Source organism: Lacimicrobium alkaliphilum, assembly GCF_001466725.1.
GTDB lineage: Bacteria > Pseudomonadota > Gammaproteobacteria > Enterobacterales > Alteromonadaceae > Lacimicrobium > Lacimicrobium alkaliphilum_B.
Genome location: NZ_CP013650.1, coordinates 3,723,241 through 3,739,125, shown reverse-complemented (window position 1 = coordinate 3,739,125; position 15,885 = coordinate 3,723,241). Strand labels below are relative to the sequence as shown.

The window sequence follows — 15,885 nt, the reverse complement described above, 5'->3', positions numbered from 1 at the left end:
CAATCTGTTTAACACAACCGCCGGTCTAAGGCTGGCTGCTCAGATAAAGCTGCTGCACTTCATCGGCGGTGATGGCTTCTGCGTAGAAGCGTACTTCATCCAGCAGTCCCTGGTAGGGGGTATCCCAGAAGTTGACACCCAGACCGAACTCATTGCCAGGTGAGGCAAATACATCGGGGAAGCCGTTGCCGCTGAATACCTGTTGGCCGTTGAGGAATATCTGCAGGGCGCCGTTATTCGCCACCACGGCAATATGCGACCAACTGCCCACAGGGATCTGTGTACCCATTCCCGCGTCGTACCAGTTGGTACCTGACCACAACATGGTATCGCCATTAACGGCCGGCACCCCATTGGGCACCAGGCTGACCCAGCTGTCCGGTGAGGCGGCAGCGAACAAGGCCGGGGTAAATTGCGTCAGCTGACTGGGGTTCAGCCACAGGGCAAAGCTATACTGGCTGCCGATAATAAGGTTATCCGGCAGCTTCACGCCTGAGTTGCCATCCAGTTGTAATGCAGAGCCGGTTACGCCAGGTGTAAAACTGAGGTTGCCACCGGCTTGATCCAGCCTCGGGCCGGTGCTCTGACCGGGAGCAAAGTTACCGCCCGCTTCACTCAGATCATTAACATCAAAGTTAAACTCTGCCACCGGTGCCGGTGGTGCCAGTGAACGCACTGTTACCTGAAACTCACGGCTGGCCTGGAAACCATCCAGAGTCAGCGTGGCAGTGAGGGTAACGATGGCATCCTGCTCATGAGAGGCAGGGCGGTTTACTTCGCCGCTGGCACTGAGTACAGCCGGATTGGAAGACTGCCACTCAATCACCGAGGCATAAGCACCGGTTTGCGGCAGACTCAGATCCTGGCGAACAGAGTCCAGCTCGCCCAGATCCAGTAAACTTACCGCCGATTGCAGCAATTGGTCTGTGGGTAGGCGGTCTATATCCAGGGCGCGGATTTCTTCTGCACTGAGCGCACCTTCATACAGACTCAGCTCGTCAATCAAGCCATTAAAGGGAATATCCCAGTAATTAACACCTAATGTGAACACTGCAGACTGGCCACTGAACAGGTCGGCAAAGTTATTGCCACTGAACTTCTGCTCACCATCGATGTAGACACGGATATTGCCGTTGTCTACTGCGAAGGCTACATGGCTCCAGCTGTCGGCAGGGATTTGCTCACCTGTTGTTGCGTCGTACCAGACCTGGCTGCCGCTCCACAGCATGGTATTGCCGTCCCAGCTCCAGGGCACCAGTGACAACCAGTTTTCCGGTGTAGCGGCACCGAAAAAGGCCGGTGTGAACTGGGTAAGCTGAGTGGGATTCAGCCACAGTGACACGGTATAGGCGTTGTTGTCGATCAGTCCGTCGGGTAAGCGCACACCGCTGCTGCCGTTCAGCCACAGCGCATCGCCAAACTGGCCGGATGCGTAGTCAATCTGCCCGTCGGTGGTGTCCGGTGTGGTACCGGTAACACTGCCATCGGCCTGATAACCTGCATTATCGCTCAGATCCTGCTCGAAGCTATAGCGGGCGATACGGTTAAAGGGCTTTCTGGCTTCAACGGTAACGGTGAACTCCTTTGTCAGCAACTGGCCATCCAGCTCAACCGTTGCACTCAAGGTCACGGTAGCATCGGGCTCGCCGGTATTGGGGCGGGTGACGCGACCATCTGTGCTGATCACATCAGTATTGTCAGATTGCCAGGTAATGCTGGCTCCGCGGCTGCCGAGTGTCGGCAGTTCCAGGTCGCTGATACTGGCCTCGGGCAGTGTCAGGCTGCTGCCGATATTGCTTAAAGTTTCTTGTGTATCAGCGGGTGGCAGACGACTGCCCCAGACTGACTGCCCGTCTGTGTCTATGGCACTGAAACTGGGCACCAGTTGCTGAATGTTGTCGTTCCATTGCCACAGCAGCACACCATCGAAGCTGCCGAGGCCATCAATATTCAGGACAAGCTCGTTGTCATGGCCCAGCACATAGCTGCCACTGAAATCGCCACCAATCTGACCTTCTGCTTCCAGGGCCAGATAAGAAGACACTTTGGCTTCGCGGTTTATGTCTTTTTCATGGTTAATAAACTGGTACACACCCAGGGCATCGTTTTCGCTGACGACATTCTCACCTTCTATGGGCGCATAGCGATGCGGCGAGGCGACCAGCCAGCCATCGGCGTTTACAAAGAGCTCGTGAACACGGATCTGATGACCTTCGCCGCCCTCAGGGAAGCGGGTGTGGAAGATCACAAAATGGCGGCCGCTTTGTTCGTCATAGTAGGCAGAGTTATGCCCGGGCGCCATATAACCATGATCGGTGCCGGGATCGCCAGGCCGGGCTTTAAACAAGTGGCCACCCATCAGCTTGACGCCATAGGGTTCAATACTGCCCCAGCCGCCGGAGGCGCCAATCATATCCAGACCCTGAGCGTCCACAAAGGGGCCGTCGGGATTACGGGAGCGGGCAATACGCATGTTGTAGCCGTCATTCTGCTCGTAGCCACCAAAGGAGGTGAACAGATAATAGTAGTCAGACTCCGGGCTGTAGAGCATATAGGGGCCTTCGATGGCGCTATAGTATCCACCCATCAGCTTGGTGCCATAGCCCTGACCTTCGAGGGGGAAGCCCGATTGCGGATCCATCTCCATAATCCAGATACCACCGGAGTATGAGCCATACACCATCCACAGGCGCCCTTCCTTATCGAAGAACACGTCGGGGTCGATGGCATTGGGGTGAATATTGCCATTGTAAGGATTACCGTCGATACCGGGGTTTTCGTCACCCACATGACCGGAGCGCAGAATCAGACCCCGGTCCTGATAGGGTCCTTCGACATCATCAGATACCGCCACTCCCAGATAGGAACGGGAGGCATCGCATAATCCGGTGTCCGGTGAGGCGCAGTGATTGTAGTAAAAATAGTATTTGCCATCGGCCAGGCGAATCACATCGGCGGCCCATGAACCAATAGTGCCGCCACTCCAGGCGATGCCCTCGGCCGCTTCAGTGGCATAGGTATCAAACAGCGGGTTGTCATCGGTGACATCGGTGGCGATCAGCTCCCAGCTCATCAGGTCTTCGCTCCTGGCCACAGCCAGATGCGAGCCGAACACATAAAAGGTGCCGTTTTCATCCTGAACCACAGAAGGGTCATGGACGGTGGCGTTATTGTAAACCGGGGGTTCGCTGAGCTCTGGCATACTGCCGGAAGTCTCTTGTTGCAGCTCGGCGCTGTAACCAAAGCTGCCGCGACCATTGGCAAACCAGACTCTGATGATTTCACTGAGATCGGCCACCTCAAAGTAGGGGTGTCCCTGCTCATTGGTACCTGAAGCATTCGTAACTGTATGGGTGGACTGGGTAATGACCACCCGATAGGCCTCGCCCTCAAGGGGCTCATCACCACTGTGGATGCTGTTGTCGGTATAGTAGCCCTGACCGCGGACATAGACGCGGTTTTCCTGCTCTACAGTAGCGGATTCAACGGTTTGCCAGCCGGCAAAGGCGTTGCCACAAAATCCAAGGCTGGCTATGGCCAGCATCCGGGCAAGCCCGGGTAAGCTATATTTCTGAGTTAATTTACAGATCGAACCGTGCATGGTTCATCCTCCTGTCTGCAAAGGGGCCCTATACCGCTTAACTAGCGCTCCTGATTTAAGATGATTAGGGTGTTTAGTTACGCTTGCGTGTCAGCGCCAATGCACCCAGGCCAAACAACAACAGGGTTGCGGGTTCCGGAATGGTGCTGCTTTGCATAATGGACAGGCCACTGAAACTCAGGGAGTCACCGAGATTAAAGTCACCGTCCTGAACACCGAATTCGAGGCTGGCATTTACACCCGCCCAGGTGCTGATATCGAAGCTGCCACCAGATGAGAGGTCGAGGACGTCATTGGTTTGCAGATTGCGTAGCTGCGCGAAGGAAAAATCAAACAGCTCATCAGTAAGCTGGCTGCTGATATCCAGTGACAGCGTCAGGGACTGACCGGCATCCACAGTGTCTACGACAAAATCCTGAAACATGACAATGTTCCAGAACTCCTGATTACCCGATGCGGTGGTACTCAGACTGACCTCGTCACCGCTGAGGCTAAAGTTCTCGCTGAAATCAGCAAAAATATCGCCACTTAAGGTGGTGTCTGTGGCGGTATCCAGGTTATAGCTGGTGACTTCTGCCTGCCAGCCGCTGAAACCATCGCTGAAATCGGTATTCATCAGGCCGGCGCTGGCAAACTGACTATAGCCAAATGCCGACATCAGCAGTATTGCAGTGAGTGGGCGACGGGCACGAGGTGCCAGTCCGTTCGGATGTTTCATGTTGTTCTCCTGTGCGGTGAGGTGCCCAAAGGGCAATGTTAACCAATTGATATAATATTGTAATACAATAGTAGAATAGCAGAAGATTTAAAGGTGTAAATACCTTGTTAATGGTTTTGAGATAACTGACAGCAGACTTTTAAGCAGAGGGAAGGACAGGAGAGGTTGAAGTGGGCCGACAGGGCGTCGGCCCGGGATTATCTGAACACAGCGTCAGTATCTGATTCAGATACTGGTGTTTTACTGGACACCTTCAGTGGTCATAATCACCCGCTTGAGGGTACCGTCTTCGTTGTAATAAAGCCGGTCTATTGCTACCGAGCGGCGAAAACGACCGCCGCTGGGCTCGCCTTTACGGGCCGGTATGGCACCAGTGTGATAGATAAAGTAAGACTTTCCTTTAAACTCGATAATCGACTGGTGATTGGTTTCCGAGTTTCCGGCAATTTCGTTCAGAATTCCCTGGTACTCCCAGGGGCCATGAATACTCTCGCTCATGGCATAGCAGATCTTCTCGGGGAATTCGCAGGCGTAGGAAAGGTAGTAATACTTGCCCTTCTTATGAACCCACAGGGCTTCGGTGAAGTCAGGAATGTCTATCACCTTAATGGGGCCATCCAGCTCAATCATATTGTCTTTGAGTTTGGCGTATTTGGGTACCAGATTGCCAAAGAAAATGTAGGCATCGCCATTCTCTTCAATATAGATAGCCGGATCGATATCATCCCAGTCATTGTCGGTCTGAGAGGTCATATCATTGGTAATCAGGGCCTCACCGATGGCATCTTTAAAGGGGCCTGTGGGCGAGTCTGATACCGCTACCCCAACGGCAAACCCGGGCTTGGTGTCATCATGCCTGACCGTAGTATAGAAGTAGAACTTACCGTCTTTTTCTACCATATGGGATGCCCAGGCCTCGCCCTTGGCCCACTTAAAATCGGTCGCTTTCATGATCGGCCCATGCTCTGTCCAGTTCTTCATATCTTTGGAAGAGAACACCAGCCAGTCGTGCATTTCGAAAAACACATCATTATTGGGTGCTTCATCGTGGCCCGTATAAAGGTAGACAGTATCGTCGTGGACCAGTGCTGCCGGGTCCGCAGTAAATACGTGCTCGAACAGGGGGTTCTTGGCCAGAGCTGGCTGGCTGAACGATAAGGTGGCAGTGAGTGCCACCAGCAAGGACTTTTTCATGGTTTCACCTTTTTGGCTATCGGATGCTGAACAGGTCTATTCAAACACAGCATTTAAATAATATTGTATTATATAAAATCATGCCGGAAGTCCATTCGGTTGTAAAGACGCTGTTAAGCTAATCTTTCTGCATCGGCTTGAAATGTCCGCTTTATCCTTATTACTAGCCTGTCGCAGGGCTGCCAGCTGACCATTCTCTTATCAGCTTAGAAGATCGAAGAAGAATCGCAGCAAAAAATGTTTTCACTTTTTCTACTTGCGAGAATAATTATAATACAATAATATGATGATTAGATAACATTGTTTTTACATCTTGTTGCGCACCGACACCTGCACAGATGTGAAAAAAGCAAGCACGTCCAATGGCCTGGCTCGGCAAAGTCAGGGATACTGAAAATATAAACCGGAGAATGTAGCACATGTTTAAACCCACACACATAGCCAGTGCCGTAGTACTGGCACTCGCTACTGGCACCCTGAGTGCACAGGAAACCAATACTTCCGACGATGCTTCATCGGCTCAGCCTATTGAGGTGATAGAAGTATCAGGTATAAGAGCCAGTCTCAGCAAAGCGCTCAATGTTAAACGCTTTAGTAAAGAGGTGATCGATTCAATTGTTGCAGAAGATATCGGTAAGCTGCCGGATAACAATGTAGTTGAGTCATTGCAGCGGGTAGCCGGGGTACAGGTCACCGATCGTGCCGATGGCGAGACCAATGTGGTCACTATCAGGGGTCTGACGGATGTCAGCACCACGGTAAATGGCCGTACTATCTTTACTGCCTCAGGCAGGGCACTGGCATTAGCCGATATCCCGTCGACGCTGGTTTCGCAAATCGATGTGATCAAGAACCGATCAGCAAGCCAGTTTGAAAACGGCATTGCGGGTCAGATTGATGTACATACCTTCCGCCCCTTTGATTTTGACGGTGAGCGTTTCTCTGTTTCTGCCAAGGGAATCTATCTGGAAGAAGCCGAAAAGACTAATCCTGTTATCAGTGCTCTGGCCAGCAATCGCTGGCAGCTGGATGGCGGAGCAGAATTCGGTGCCTTGCTGAATGTGTCTTATGCTGAAACCCAGTATCGCAGCCAATCGGTCACACCAGGGGCCCAGGTTGTGTTTATGACCGAGAACCCGCCGGCTGGCTGGGTGCCTCTGGAACGGATTTTCAATGATGATGGCCGTGTTGCAGAAAGTCCTATCTGGACACCGGGGCTGGATCGTGGTCTGCCCACCGCGGCCGGCTCTACTATTGATATCAACGGTGAGGCTACAGAATACTATCTGTCACGTGACGCCATGTTTATGTCTGATTTTACCGGCAAACGTGAGCGCCCGGCGGCTAATCTTGCCTTACAGTACTCGCCCAACAGCCGTTCTGAATATACCTTCGAAGCCATGTATAACGGTTTTCGTAATGAAGGTTTTAACTCGCTCAATTTTGCCTTTGTGGACTGGTGGGGCTCTCTGGGTGAATTAGGCAACATTGCCGATACTTTTGAGCTGTATGAAGGTACCAATGTAATTAAAAACCGTACGGTGCGAAATCCTTTCACCTTCGGCAGCGGTGACTACTCAACCGGTAAGACAGATTCTTACATGTATGCCTTGGGTGGTGACTGGGAACTGAGCGATGCCCTGAGCCTGAAATCAGAACTGGTATATCAGAAAAGTGAGTTTGAATCTTCTTTTATCGCCATGCGTTCTAATGCGGTGCGCCATCAGGTGACGGCAGATTTCAGTAACAATCCCAGCATCGTCTTTGCTGACAATCCTGCGACACCGGATGTGGATGAAAGTGATCTCACCGATCTGACTCAGACTTCGATGGCGGAGATGTACGACAGCGGTGAGCGCAATGAAGGATCTGCCGTTACTTTCACTGCTGACGGTGAGTATCTGACCGAGTCCGGATTTTTCCAGAAGCTGAATTTTGGCGTGCGCTATGACGATCGTGACTCCACCGAATATATGCGAGAGCAAAACGCCGCCGGTTGTGATGCGGTGAACACCACAGGTGATCCGGCCAATTGTCAGTTTTCTACCTATGTGGGTGACGGGATCGCTCATATCAATGAGGATTTCCTTGATGGCGAAGCGGATGTGACACGCAGCTGGGCAGTGGCGAGCGGCCCTTACCTGATGCGGAATCGTGAACAATTCCTTGGCCTGTATGGTCTGGATTCAACGGATCCGCTACTTGAAGAGTTCAATGTCGAAGAACTGAACACAGCGGTGTATTTTACCGCAGATTTTGAAACCGAGATTGCTGGTAAGGTCCTTGATGGTCAGGTCGGTGCGCGCTATGTGCGGGTAAAAACCGATACCGAGTTTGTGGACCAGGTTGATCAGACCAGAACACAGGGCTCTACCACTACCAATGAGTTCTTACCGGCATTGGCGCTGCGTTATCATCTGAATGATGACTGGCTGTTGCGTTTTGCCTACGGTGAGACGCTGCGTATGCCCAATTTTGGCGATTTGAATCCGACCATTATGTATAACGATGATATTACCGGTATCGGTTATGGCACGGCGAATGGTGGTAATGTGGATCTGATGCCAACCACCTCAGCCAATCTGGATTTGTCTCTGGAATGGTACTTCGGTGAATCCAGTGCCACTTATCTGACGGTGTTCCAGCGTGATATTGAAGGACTGGTGATTCCTTTCCGCAATCAGATTACCCGTGATATCGAAGGTTACAACACGGATACCTTTATCCTGTCTCAACCTGATAATGCTTCCGATGGTGAACTCAGAGGGATTGAGTTTGGTATCAACTATTTCCCTGAAAATCTGCCAGGAGCCCTGGATGGCCTGGGTATTCAGGCGGCCTATACCTACCTGGATTCGGAGCAGACCATTCCTGAACTGGATAACCGCGGCGAGATTATCGGTACTGACACCACAGATGTGTTTGGTGTTTCTGACCGTTCTTATAACCTGACACTGGTCTATGACCGTGAAGAGTTTGATGCCCGTCTGGCCTATGTATGGCGCTCAGATTTCCTTAACAACAACGAGGCGGCGTCTTTCGCCAACCCGTTAGGAGTCTATCGTGACGAACAGCAGTCGCTGGACTTCCAGTTAAACTACAATGTTTCCGAGCAGCTGACGGTGTCATTTGATGCCACTAACCTCACCGGAGAAATGTACCAGAGTCGCTATGGCAACAGTGAGTTGCATACCTTTGGCAACTGGTTGATCAGCCGCAGCTTTGGCCTGGGAGTGCGGTACTCCTTCTGAATGTTGTAAGTTGATTAAAGGTGCAGACAGTTGCACCTGTTGTATCTGAGCAAGCCCTGCATTCTGGTTTTAAAAACCTGTGCGGGGCTTTTTACTTTTAGCCATATAGCTATGCAAATTGTTATCAGTCTGCCAGAGCCGATTGACTCTTCAGATTTGAACTGGAGTGAAACCGGAGTCGTTTGTCGCTGTTATAGCCGGAGCCCGTGCAGTCTGATTACGCCGTGCTGATATCATCTGCAGAAACCGGGATAAAACGGTTGTTATTTTAATAGTATGATAATAATATCTATAGTCATTAACCTGATGCGGTTGGTTTATTAACAAATCCCCTGGCGGCGTCATAGCCTGATGCATTCGCTGGGTGGCAACCTGAGGTATAGTGGCTGCACTATCTTAACTTTTTGTTAACCCGCACAACTGTCTGAGTGGAATCCCGTGTATGACAAGCTATAAATTATCGACCTTTGAAAAAGTCGGCTTTGGTGCCGGCGATATGGCCGTAAATGTGGTGATCTCGTCGATGATGCTGATCATCACCTTTTTCTACACTGACATCTTTGGTCTCAAACCTACCGATATGGCGCTGATGTTTCTTCTGGTGCGGGTAATGGATGCGGTGACCGATCCGTTGATGGGGCTGATCACCGACAAATACAAAAGTCGCTGGGGCCGCTACCGGCCGTATTTTCTGTTTCTTTCCGTGCCCTTCGGGCTGTCGGTGTTTCTGACTTTCAGTACGCCGGATGCCGATTATAATCTTAAGCTGGCCTGGGCCTATTCTACCTATATTTTTGTGACGCTGATGTTTACGGCGGTCACCATTCCCTATATTTCCCTTATTGGTGTGCTCACCGATGACCCCAAAGAGCGATTGTCGGCTAACGGCTACCGCCTGTTCTTCGCCAAAGTGGCAGCCTTTCTGGTCACCATTATTGTACCTATGCTCGCCAGCGCCGATTACTGGCAGGGCGACAAGGCACTGGGCTATCAGGTGGCTATGGGCCTGATGTCGGTGATGGCGGTGGCGCTGTTTTTATTTTGCTTCTTTGCCACCACTGAACGTCTTGAGCATCAGGTGGATAAAAAGCCCCTTAAAGAACAATTCAGTCTGTTGCTGAAAAACGACCAGTGGCTGGTGCTGTGTGGGGTATGCGTGCTGGGCACCATCGGCTATGTGGTGCGCGGCTCGGTGGCGCTGTATTACGCCAAGTATTACCTCGGCGGAGACGGTACCGTGCAATCCATGTTTCTCTCCACCGGTGTGGGCGCCGCCATACTGGCGATGGTGGCTTCGACCTGGATCACCAAAAAGTACTGCAAGGTCAAACTGTTCCGTTTCAGTCAGATGGCGGTAGGTGTGCTCAGTGTGTTGATGTTTGTGCTGGTTGACCCGGGCGATCTGTGGCTGGCTTTTGTAATGTTCTTTCTGGTGTCATTTGTGGTGGATCTGCATGCGCCTATCTTCTGGTCCGCTATCGCCGAGGCGGTGGATTATGGCCAGAGCAAAACCGGCAAGCGGGTAGCAGGCTTGTCATTTGGTGGCATTTCATTTTGCCAGAAAGCGGGAATGGGTCTGGCCGGTGGCATGGTCGGCCTGTTGCTGGCCTTCTTCGATTACGTGCCGGATCAGGTGCAAAGCGATAAGTCGCTGATGGGTATCGCGCTGATGCTGACCATTATCCCCGGTCTGTTTCATTACCTGGTGGGGGCACTGATGAAGCGTTACCGCATTACCGATCTGGAATACCAACGTTTGTTGTCTGAGCTGGAAGTGAGCCGCACTGTGCCCCCCGCGCCAGACGACACAGAAACCGTGAAAATGGTGACAGGAGTTTAATCATGCTTAATACCCATATTCCGCTGATTCCACAGCGTGCTGACCCTTTTATTTATAAACACAGCGATGGCTATTATTATTTCACCGCTTCAGTACCTGAGTATGATGGTATTGAATTGCGCCGGGCAAAAACCCTGGCCGGGCTGGCTCAGGCCGACACCCGCATGGTCTGGCTCAAGCCTGACCAGGGCTCTTACTCAGATCTGATCTGGGCGCCGGAGATCCACTTCAATCAGGGTGCCTGGTATGTTTACTTTGCTGCCGCCCCGAGCCGTGAAATAAAAGACGAACTGTTTCAGCACCGTATGTACGCCATACGTTGCGATGCCGATAATCCGGTCACCGCAGACTGGACCTTTGAAGGGCAGATCGATACCGGCATCGATTCATTTTGTCTGGATGCCACCACCTTTGAACATCAGGGCGAGCTATATTATCTGTGGGCGCAGAAAGGGCCCGGCATCCGTGGTAACTCCAATCTCTATATTGCCAGGATGAGCGACCCGCTGACCTTAAAAGACGAACCCGTGATGCTGACCAAACCTGAACTGGACTGGGAAACCCGGGGATTCTGGGTGAATGAAGGCCCGGCGGTGATTAAAGGCCATGGCAGAGTGTTTATCAGTTACTCAGCCAGCGCCACCGATGAAAATTATTGTGTGGGGCTGCTCTATGCCGACGAAAATGCGGATCTGATGGACCCTGCCAGCTGGACCAAGCTGCCAAAGCCTGTGTTTCAGACCAATGCCGAAATGAAGATGTTCGGCCCCGGTCATAACAGCTTTACCCAGAGTGAAGAGGGTGAAGATGTGCTGGTGTATCATGCCCGTAATTATACCGAAATTGAGGGTGACCCCCTGTGGGACCCGAACCGCCATACCTTTACCAAGATCCTCAACTGGGACAAGGACGGGTTGCCGGTGTTCGGTAAGCCCGGACAGGCCTGAAGCATGTGGCGCGCCCTGGTTCTGCTTTGTTTGCTTGTGGGATACAAAGTACAGGCTGTTGAGCCCTTTGCTTTGTCACAGGTGCAGCTCGAAGGCGGGCCATTTTTGCATGCTCAGCTCAAAAACATTGACTATCTGCTGGAGCTGAAGCCTGAGCGATTACTCGCTCCCTATTTAAATGAGGCGGGTATTGAGACCGATTCACCTGCCTACGGAAACTGGGAAAGCAGCGGCCTCGACGGCCATATCGGTGGCCACTACCTCAGTGCCCTGAGCTTAGGCTATGCCGCCAGTGGCGATAAACGCTTAAAGCAACGCTTAGAGCAGATGCTGGGCGTGATGCGCCAGGCTCAGCTTAAACAGGGCAAGGGTTATCTGGGCGGCATTCCCGATGGCGGGGCGATGTGGCAGCAGATCCGTGCCGGTAACATTGACGCTGATCTCTTTAGTCTTAACCAGCGCTGGGTGCCGTTTTACAATCTGCATAAGGTCTTTGCGGGCCTGCATGACGCCTATGTGATTGCCGACATCGAACTGGCCGGGCTGATGCTCAATGAGCTGGGCCAGTGGCTGCAGGAACTGGTGTCCGGGTTAACCGATGCGCAGATCCAGCAACTGCTGATCACCGAACATGGCGGCATGAATGACGTGCTGGCGGATATGCACAGGCTGTTCCCACAGCAGGGTTATCTGCAACTGGCCAGGCAGTTTTCTCATCAACAGATCCTCGAACCGCTGCTGGACAATCAGGATCGTCTTGATGGCCTGCATGCCAACACCCAGATCCCCAAGATCATCGGTTTTCTTAAGGTTGGCCGGCAAAGTGGTGAGAAAAGCTGGTATCAGGCGGCGGAATACTTCTGGAATGTGGTGACGGGCGAGCGCTCAGTCAGTATCGGCGGTAACAGTGTGCGCGAACACTTCCATGCCAGTGATGATTTCAGTGACATGATCAGCGATGTGGAAGGACCGGAGACCTGCAATACCTACAATATGCAGAAGCTGAGCAAATTGCTGTTTCTGGACAGTGGTTACAGTCGCTACCTGGATTATTATGAACGGGCCATGTACAACCATATTCTCTCCTCTCAGCATCCGCAGCATGGCGGGCTGGTGTATTTCACGCCGATGCGCCCGGGTCATTACCGCAAGTATTCCAGTGTGCATGATTCCATGTGGTGTTGCGTGGGCTCGGGGATTGAAAATCACAGTAAATACGCCGAGTTGATCTACGCACATGATGACAATGAACTGTTGGTCAACCTGTTTATCCCTTCACGGCTGAACTGGCAGCAACAGGGGCTGCAACTGGCCCTTGAAACCCGTTTTCCCGATGAAGAAGACGTGCAACTGAATATTCAGTCGGGCACGGATAAGGCCCTTCGTATCAGTATTCGTCGGCCCCATTGGGCTAAAGACGCCGCTTTGCAGCTTAAGATCAACGGCGAGCCGGTTGCGGCAGAGCAACAGCGCCAGGGGTATCTCAGCATTACACGCCGCTGGCAGGCGGGGGATACGATCCGCTTTAGTCTGGCTACCGCGCCAAGGCTTGAACAACTTCCCGATGGCAGTGATTACTACTCGGTGCTCTACGGGCCGGTAGTGTTAGCGAGCAAGATGAGCCCCTTTGAGAACGAAAAGCTCGAGTTTATTGCCGATAACAGCCGTATGGGTCATATTGCCGATGGGCCGGTGTGTCCGCCAGAGGCGGTACCCATGATACTGGGTGATGCACAAGGCTTTCTGACCAGCATAGCGCGCCTGCCCGGCACCAAACTGGCTTTTTCCGCCAGCCAGAGCCTGGCAAAGGGGGAGGGGATCGCCTCAGAGCAGGTACAACTGATCCCCTTTTTCCGTTTGCATGACAGCCGCTATCAGCTGTACTGGCCGCAATTCAGCGAAAAGGACTACCGCCAGCAACGTCAGCAGGCGCAGGATATCGCCCGTCAGCAACAGCAGTTACAGGCGCGCACTGTGGATCAGATCAACCCCGGTGAGCAACAACCGGAGGCAGAGCATGACTTTGCCGGCGAGCAGACCGGCGCAGGCGTTAATCAGGGCCAGCACTGGCGGGATGCCAGCGGCTGGTTTGGATATAAACTCAGAGATCATGAGCACCAGGGCCGGATCTTACGCCTGCGCTACTTTGCCGGAGATAGCGGCAGAAGGTTCAGGATCATGATGAATGGCCTGTTGCTGGCTGAGGTGGAGCTGTCTGCGCCCCAGCAGGACGGATTCTACGAACAGGACTATGTGCTGAGCGAGGAAATCCTTAAGCGCGCCGACCAACATGGCCACAGCCTGCGCTTTGTCGCCGCCAAAGACTCCATCGCCGGTGGCATCTACGGCATCCGCCTGCTTACCGAAAAAGTGGGGTCAGAGTAAACTTTTCAGCCTTGCCTGAGTGTTCAGCAAGGCTTCTGCCTGCGACTCTCAAAGCTTCTTTTACCTACTATAATCTGGAGGAGTGAGTTTCAAGGGAGTGAAAGTTATGGCCAGGCTACCAAGAGTATGTCCCGCAGGTGTTCCAGAGCATGTTATCCAGCGAGGCAATAATCGCCAGCAGTGTTTTGCCGATCAGCAGGATTATCGGGCCTACATCGGTTGGTTAAAGGATTATTCTCAGGAACACGATGTGCAAATTCACGCCTGGGTGTTAATGACTAATCATGTGCATCTGCTTTGTACTCCGGCAGATGAGTTGGCGGTTGCCAAGATGATGCAGTGCCTTGGGCGCAAATATGTACGCTACTTTAATCATCGTCACCAGCGTACAGGAACACTTTGGGAAGGCCGGTATAAATCATGTCTGGTACAAACCGAAATCTACCTGTTAAATCTGTATCGCTATATTGAGCTCAACCCGGTGCGGGCAATGATAGTAGATACTCCCGCAGAATATCCATGGTCCAGCTATCAGATTAATGCTCTAGGAAAACAATCGACACTTTGTACACCACATCAAGTCTATCTGGCACTAGGTTCATCAAAAGGACAACGATTGGCATGCTACCGTACCTTATTTTCTAATCAGATAGGTCCCATTTTGCTGAAACAAATCAGAGAGGCGATCAACAGAGGTACGGCAATTGGCAGCAACGCATTTAAACAACAAATGGAAACGAAAACCGGCAGACGCATGCTGCCGGCCAGGATGGGAAGGCCGGCTAAATCCGCATCAGGTGCAGAGCCCGGAAAAAGTTTACTCTGACCCCACTTTTGCGTGGTAGCGGTTAAGATCCTGTGGGTCAACCACTGGCCAGTCGTTTTGCCACTCAATGGGCAGGATTTTCAGCTTTTGCACGCCATTATCTGCGCTTTCATAGGCATGAAACACCAGATAATCCTGGCCGTCGATGCTGTAAGCGGCGTTATGGCCCAGGGCCACCCAGTCTTTATTTCCTTCCAGCACCAGACTGCCGCCCCCTTCGCGCATGTCTTTGCCCTCTTTGTCTAAGTAGGGACCGGTAACGGATTTACTGCGCCCGACCATGATCTTATAGTCGCTGTCCATACCGCGGCAGCATTTGTCGAAGGAAACAAACAGGTAGTAGTAGTCATTTTTCTTAAAAATATAGGGGGCTTCGATGGCGCCTTCACCAGGGTCTGCGTCTGCCGTCTGCGGGTTACCGGGGCGCTTGGCAATACTGTACCATTCCTGTGGCTCAGACAGACGAACCAGATCGTCATCCATTTTTACCAGCTTCAATCCTTCCCAGAAGGAGCCAAAACTCATCCAGGCGGTGCCATTTTCGTCTTCGATAATGGCCGGGTCGATGGCATTCCAGTGATCACGATTAGGTACAGATTGCAGAACAATGCCCTGATCTACCCATCTGTAGTCCTCAGACTCCGGGTTCAGAGTTGTGTTGACTGCAACGCCCATGGCTGAGGTGTTTTTACCAAAGGCCGATACGGAGTAATACAGATAAAATTTACCATTCTTCTGATAAATATCCGGTGCCCACAGATGGCCGTTAAAGCCGGGCGCCACCCGTCTGGCCCAGCTCGGCTCATGTTCAAATACTCTTCCTGCCAGTGTCCAGTTTTTCATATCCTTTGAGGAATAAAAGGTAATACCCGGCCCGGTACTGAATACATAGTAAGTATCTCCTTCTTTGGTCAATACAGGATCATGAACTTCCAGCGGCTTGCTCTGAGCGTGGGCACTGAGCCCCAAAAACAGAGCCATTGTCAGATACAGTGCGTGTTTGAACATCAGGTTTCTCCGGGCTGATAAGGGTGATTGTTGTCAGTTCGATATTAACATATATAATACAATATTAACAATAAGCCAAAACCTAGCATCAGGAGTTTATTATGCGTTGTATTAC

At 51.9% G+C, this 15,885-nt stretch carries 9 protein-coding genes; 5 read left to right on the top strand and 4 right to left on the bottom strand.

Features of this window, described 5'->3' with window-relative positions; translation table 11 throughout:
* Nucleotides 1-25 precede the first annotated feature (25 nt).
* The 3 genes from AT746_RS16825 to AT746_RS16815 all read right to left on the bottom strand — a co-directional run bounded on the left by AT746_RS16825 (nt 26) and on the right by AT746_RS16815 (nt 5,513).
* Nucleotides 26-3,601 carry a LamG-like jellyroll fold domain-containing protein gene (locus AT746_RS16825; protein ID WP_062482755.1) on the bottom strand — a complete coding sequence of 1,192 codons (3,576 nt, stop codon included), beginning with the start codon at nt 3,599-3,601 and terminating at the stop codon, nt 26-28.
* 73 nt (nt 3,602-3,674) lie between these two features.
* A complete protein-coding gene (locus tag AT746_RS16820; protein ID WP_062482752.1) occupies nt 3,675-4,319 on the bottom strand; it encodes a PEP-CTERM sorting domain-containing protein in 645 nt (214 codons plus the stop codon).
* A gap of 240 nt (nt 4,320-4,559) precedes the next feature.
* Complete coding sequence (locus tag AT746_RS16815; protein ID WP_062482749.1) at nt 4,560-5,513, bottom strand: glycoside hydrolase family 43 protein; 954 nt, start codon at nt 5,511-5,513, stop codon at nt 4,560-4,562.
* A gap of 419 nt (nt 5,514-5,932) precedes the next feature.
* On the opposite strand from AT746_RS16815, the gene AT746_RS16810 reads away from it, so the two are divergent.
* The 5 genes from AT746_RS16810 (at nt 5,933) to AT746_RS16790 (ending at nt 14,762) form a co-directional block, all read left to right on the top strand.
* Complete coding sequence (locus tag AT746_RS16810; RefSeq protein WP_062482747.1) at nt 5,933-8,764, top strand: TonB-dependent receptor; 2,832 nt, start codon at nt 5,933-5,935, stop codon at nt 8,762-8,764.
* A 442-nt stretch (nt 8,765-9,206) separates the two neighbouring features.
* On the top strand, nt 9,207-10,604 hold the full coding sequence (locus AT746_RS16805; protein ID WP_062482743.1) for an MFS transporter: 1,398 nt from the start codon (nt 9,207-9,209) through the stop codon (nt 10,602-10,604).
* Nucleotides 10,605-10,606: 2 nt separating this feature from the next.
* Nucleotides 10,607-11,551 (top strand): family 43 glycosylhydrolase, encoded by a 945-nt coding sequence (locus AT746_RS16800; protein WP_062482740.1) that lies wholly within the window; start codon nt 10,607-10,609, stop codon nt 11,549-11,551.
* Between the two features lie 3 nt (nt 11,552-11,554).
* The gene (locus AT746_RS16795) at nt 11,555-13,936 is read left to right on the top strand and encodes a beta-L-arabinofuranosidase domain-containing protein (protein ID WP_062482737.1); all 2,382 of its coding nucleotides are present in this window, start codon (nt 11,555-11,557) and stop codon (nt 13,934-13,936) included.
* A 106-nt stretch (nt 13,937-14,042) separates the two neighbouring features.
* Complete coding sequence (locus AT746_RS16790; protein ID WP_062482734.1) at nt 14,043-14,762, top strand: transposase; 720 nt, start codon at nt 14,043-14,045, stop codon at nt 14,760-14,762.
* Here the strand turns inward: AT746_RS16790 and AT746_RS16785 are convergent.
* Entirely contained in the window at nt 14,754-15,770 is a 1,017-nt protein-coding gene (locus tag AT746_RS16785; protein ID WP_062482732.1) for an arabinan endo-1,5-alpha-L-arabinosidase, read from the bottom strand. The genes AT746_RS16790 and AT746_RS16785 overlap by 9 nt on opposite strands.
* Nucleotides 15,771-15,885: the final 115 nt, after the last annotated feature.

What these genes read in the sequence shown, in the direction of transcription:
- AT746_RS16805 (WP_062482743.1), top strand. Translation starts at nt 9,207, where the DNA reads ATGACAAGCTATAAATTATCGACCTTTGAAAAAGTCGGCTTTGGTGCC.
- AT746_RS16785 (WP_062482732.1), bottom strand. Translation starts at nt 15,770, where the DNA reads ATGTTCAAACACGCACTGTATCTGACAATGGCTCTGTTTTTGGGGCTC.
- AT746_RS16790 (WP_062482734.1), top strand. Translation starts at nt 14,043, where the DNA reads ATGGCCAGGCTACCAAGAGTATGTCCCGCAGGTGTTCCAGAGCATGTT.
- AT746_RS16820 (WP_062482752.1), bottom strand. Translation starts at nt 4,319, where the DNA reads ATGAAACATCCGAACGGACTGGCACCTCGTGCCCGTCGCCCACTCACT.
- AT746_RS16825 (WP_062482755.1), bottom strand. Translation starts at nt 3,601, where the DNA reads ATGCACGGTTCGATCTGTAAATTAACTCAGAAATATAGCTTACCCGGG.
- AT746_RS16800 (WP_062482740.1), top strand. Translation starts at nt 10,607, where the DNA reads ATGCTTAATACCCATATTCCGCTGATTCCACAGCGTGCTGACCCTTTT.
- AT746_RS16815 (WP_062482749.1), bottom strand. Translation starts at nt 5,513, where the DNA reads ATGAAAAAGTCCTTGCTGGTGGCACTCACTGCCACCTTATCGTTCAGC.
- AT746_RS16810 (WP_062482747.1), top strand. Translation starts at nt 5,933, where the DNA reads ATGTTTAAACCCACACACATAGCCAGTGCCGTAGTACTGGCACTCGCT.
- AT746_RS16795 (WP_062482737.1), top strand. Translation starts at nt 11,555, where the DNA reads ATGTGGCGCGCCCTGGTTCTGCTTTGTTTGCTTGTGGGATACAAAGTA.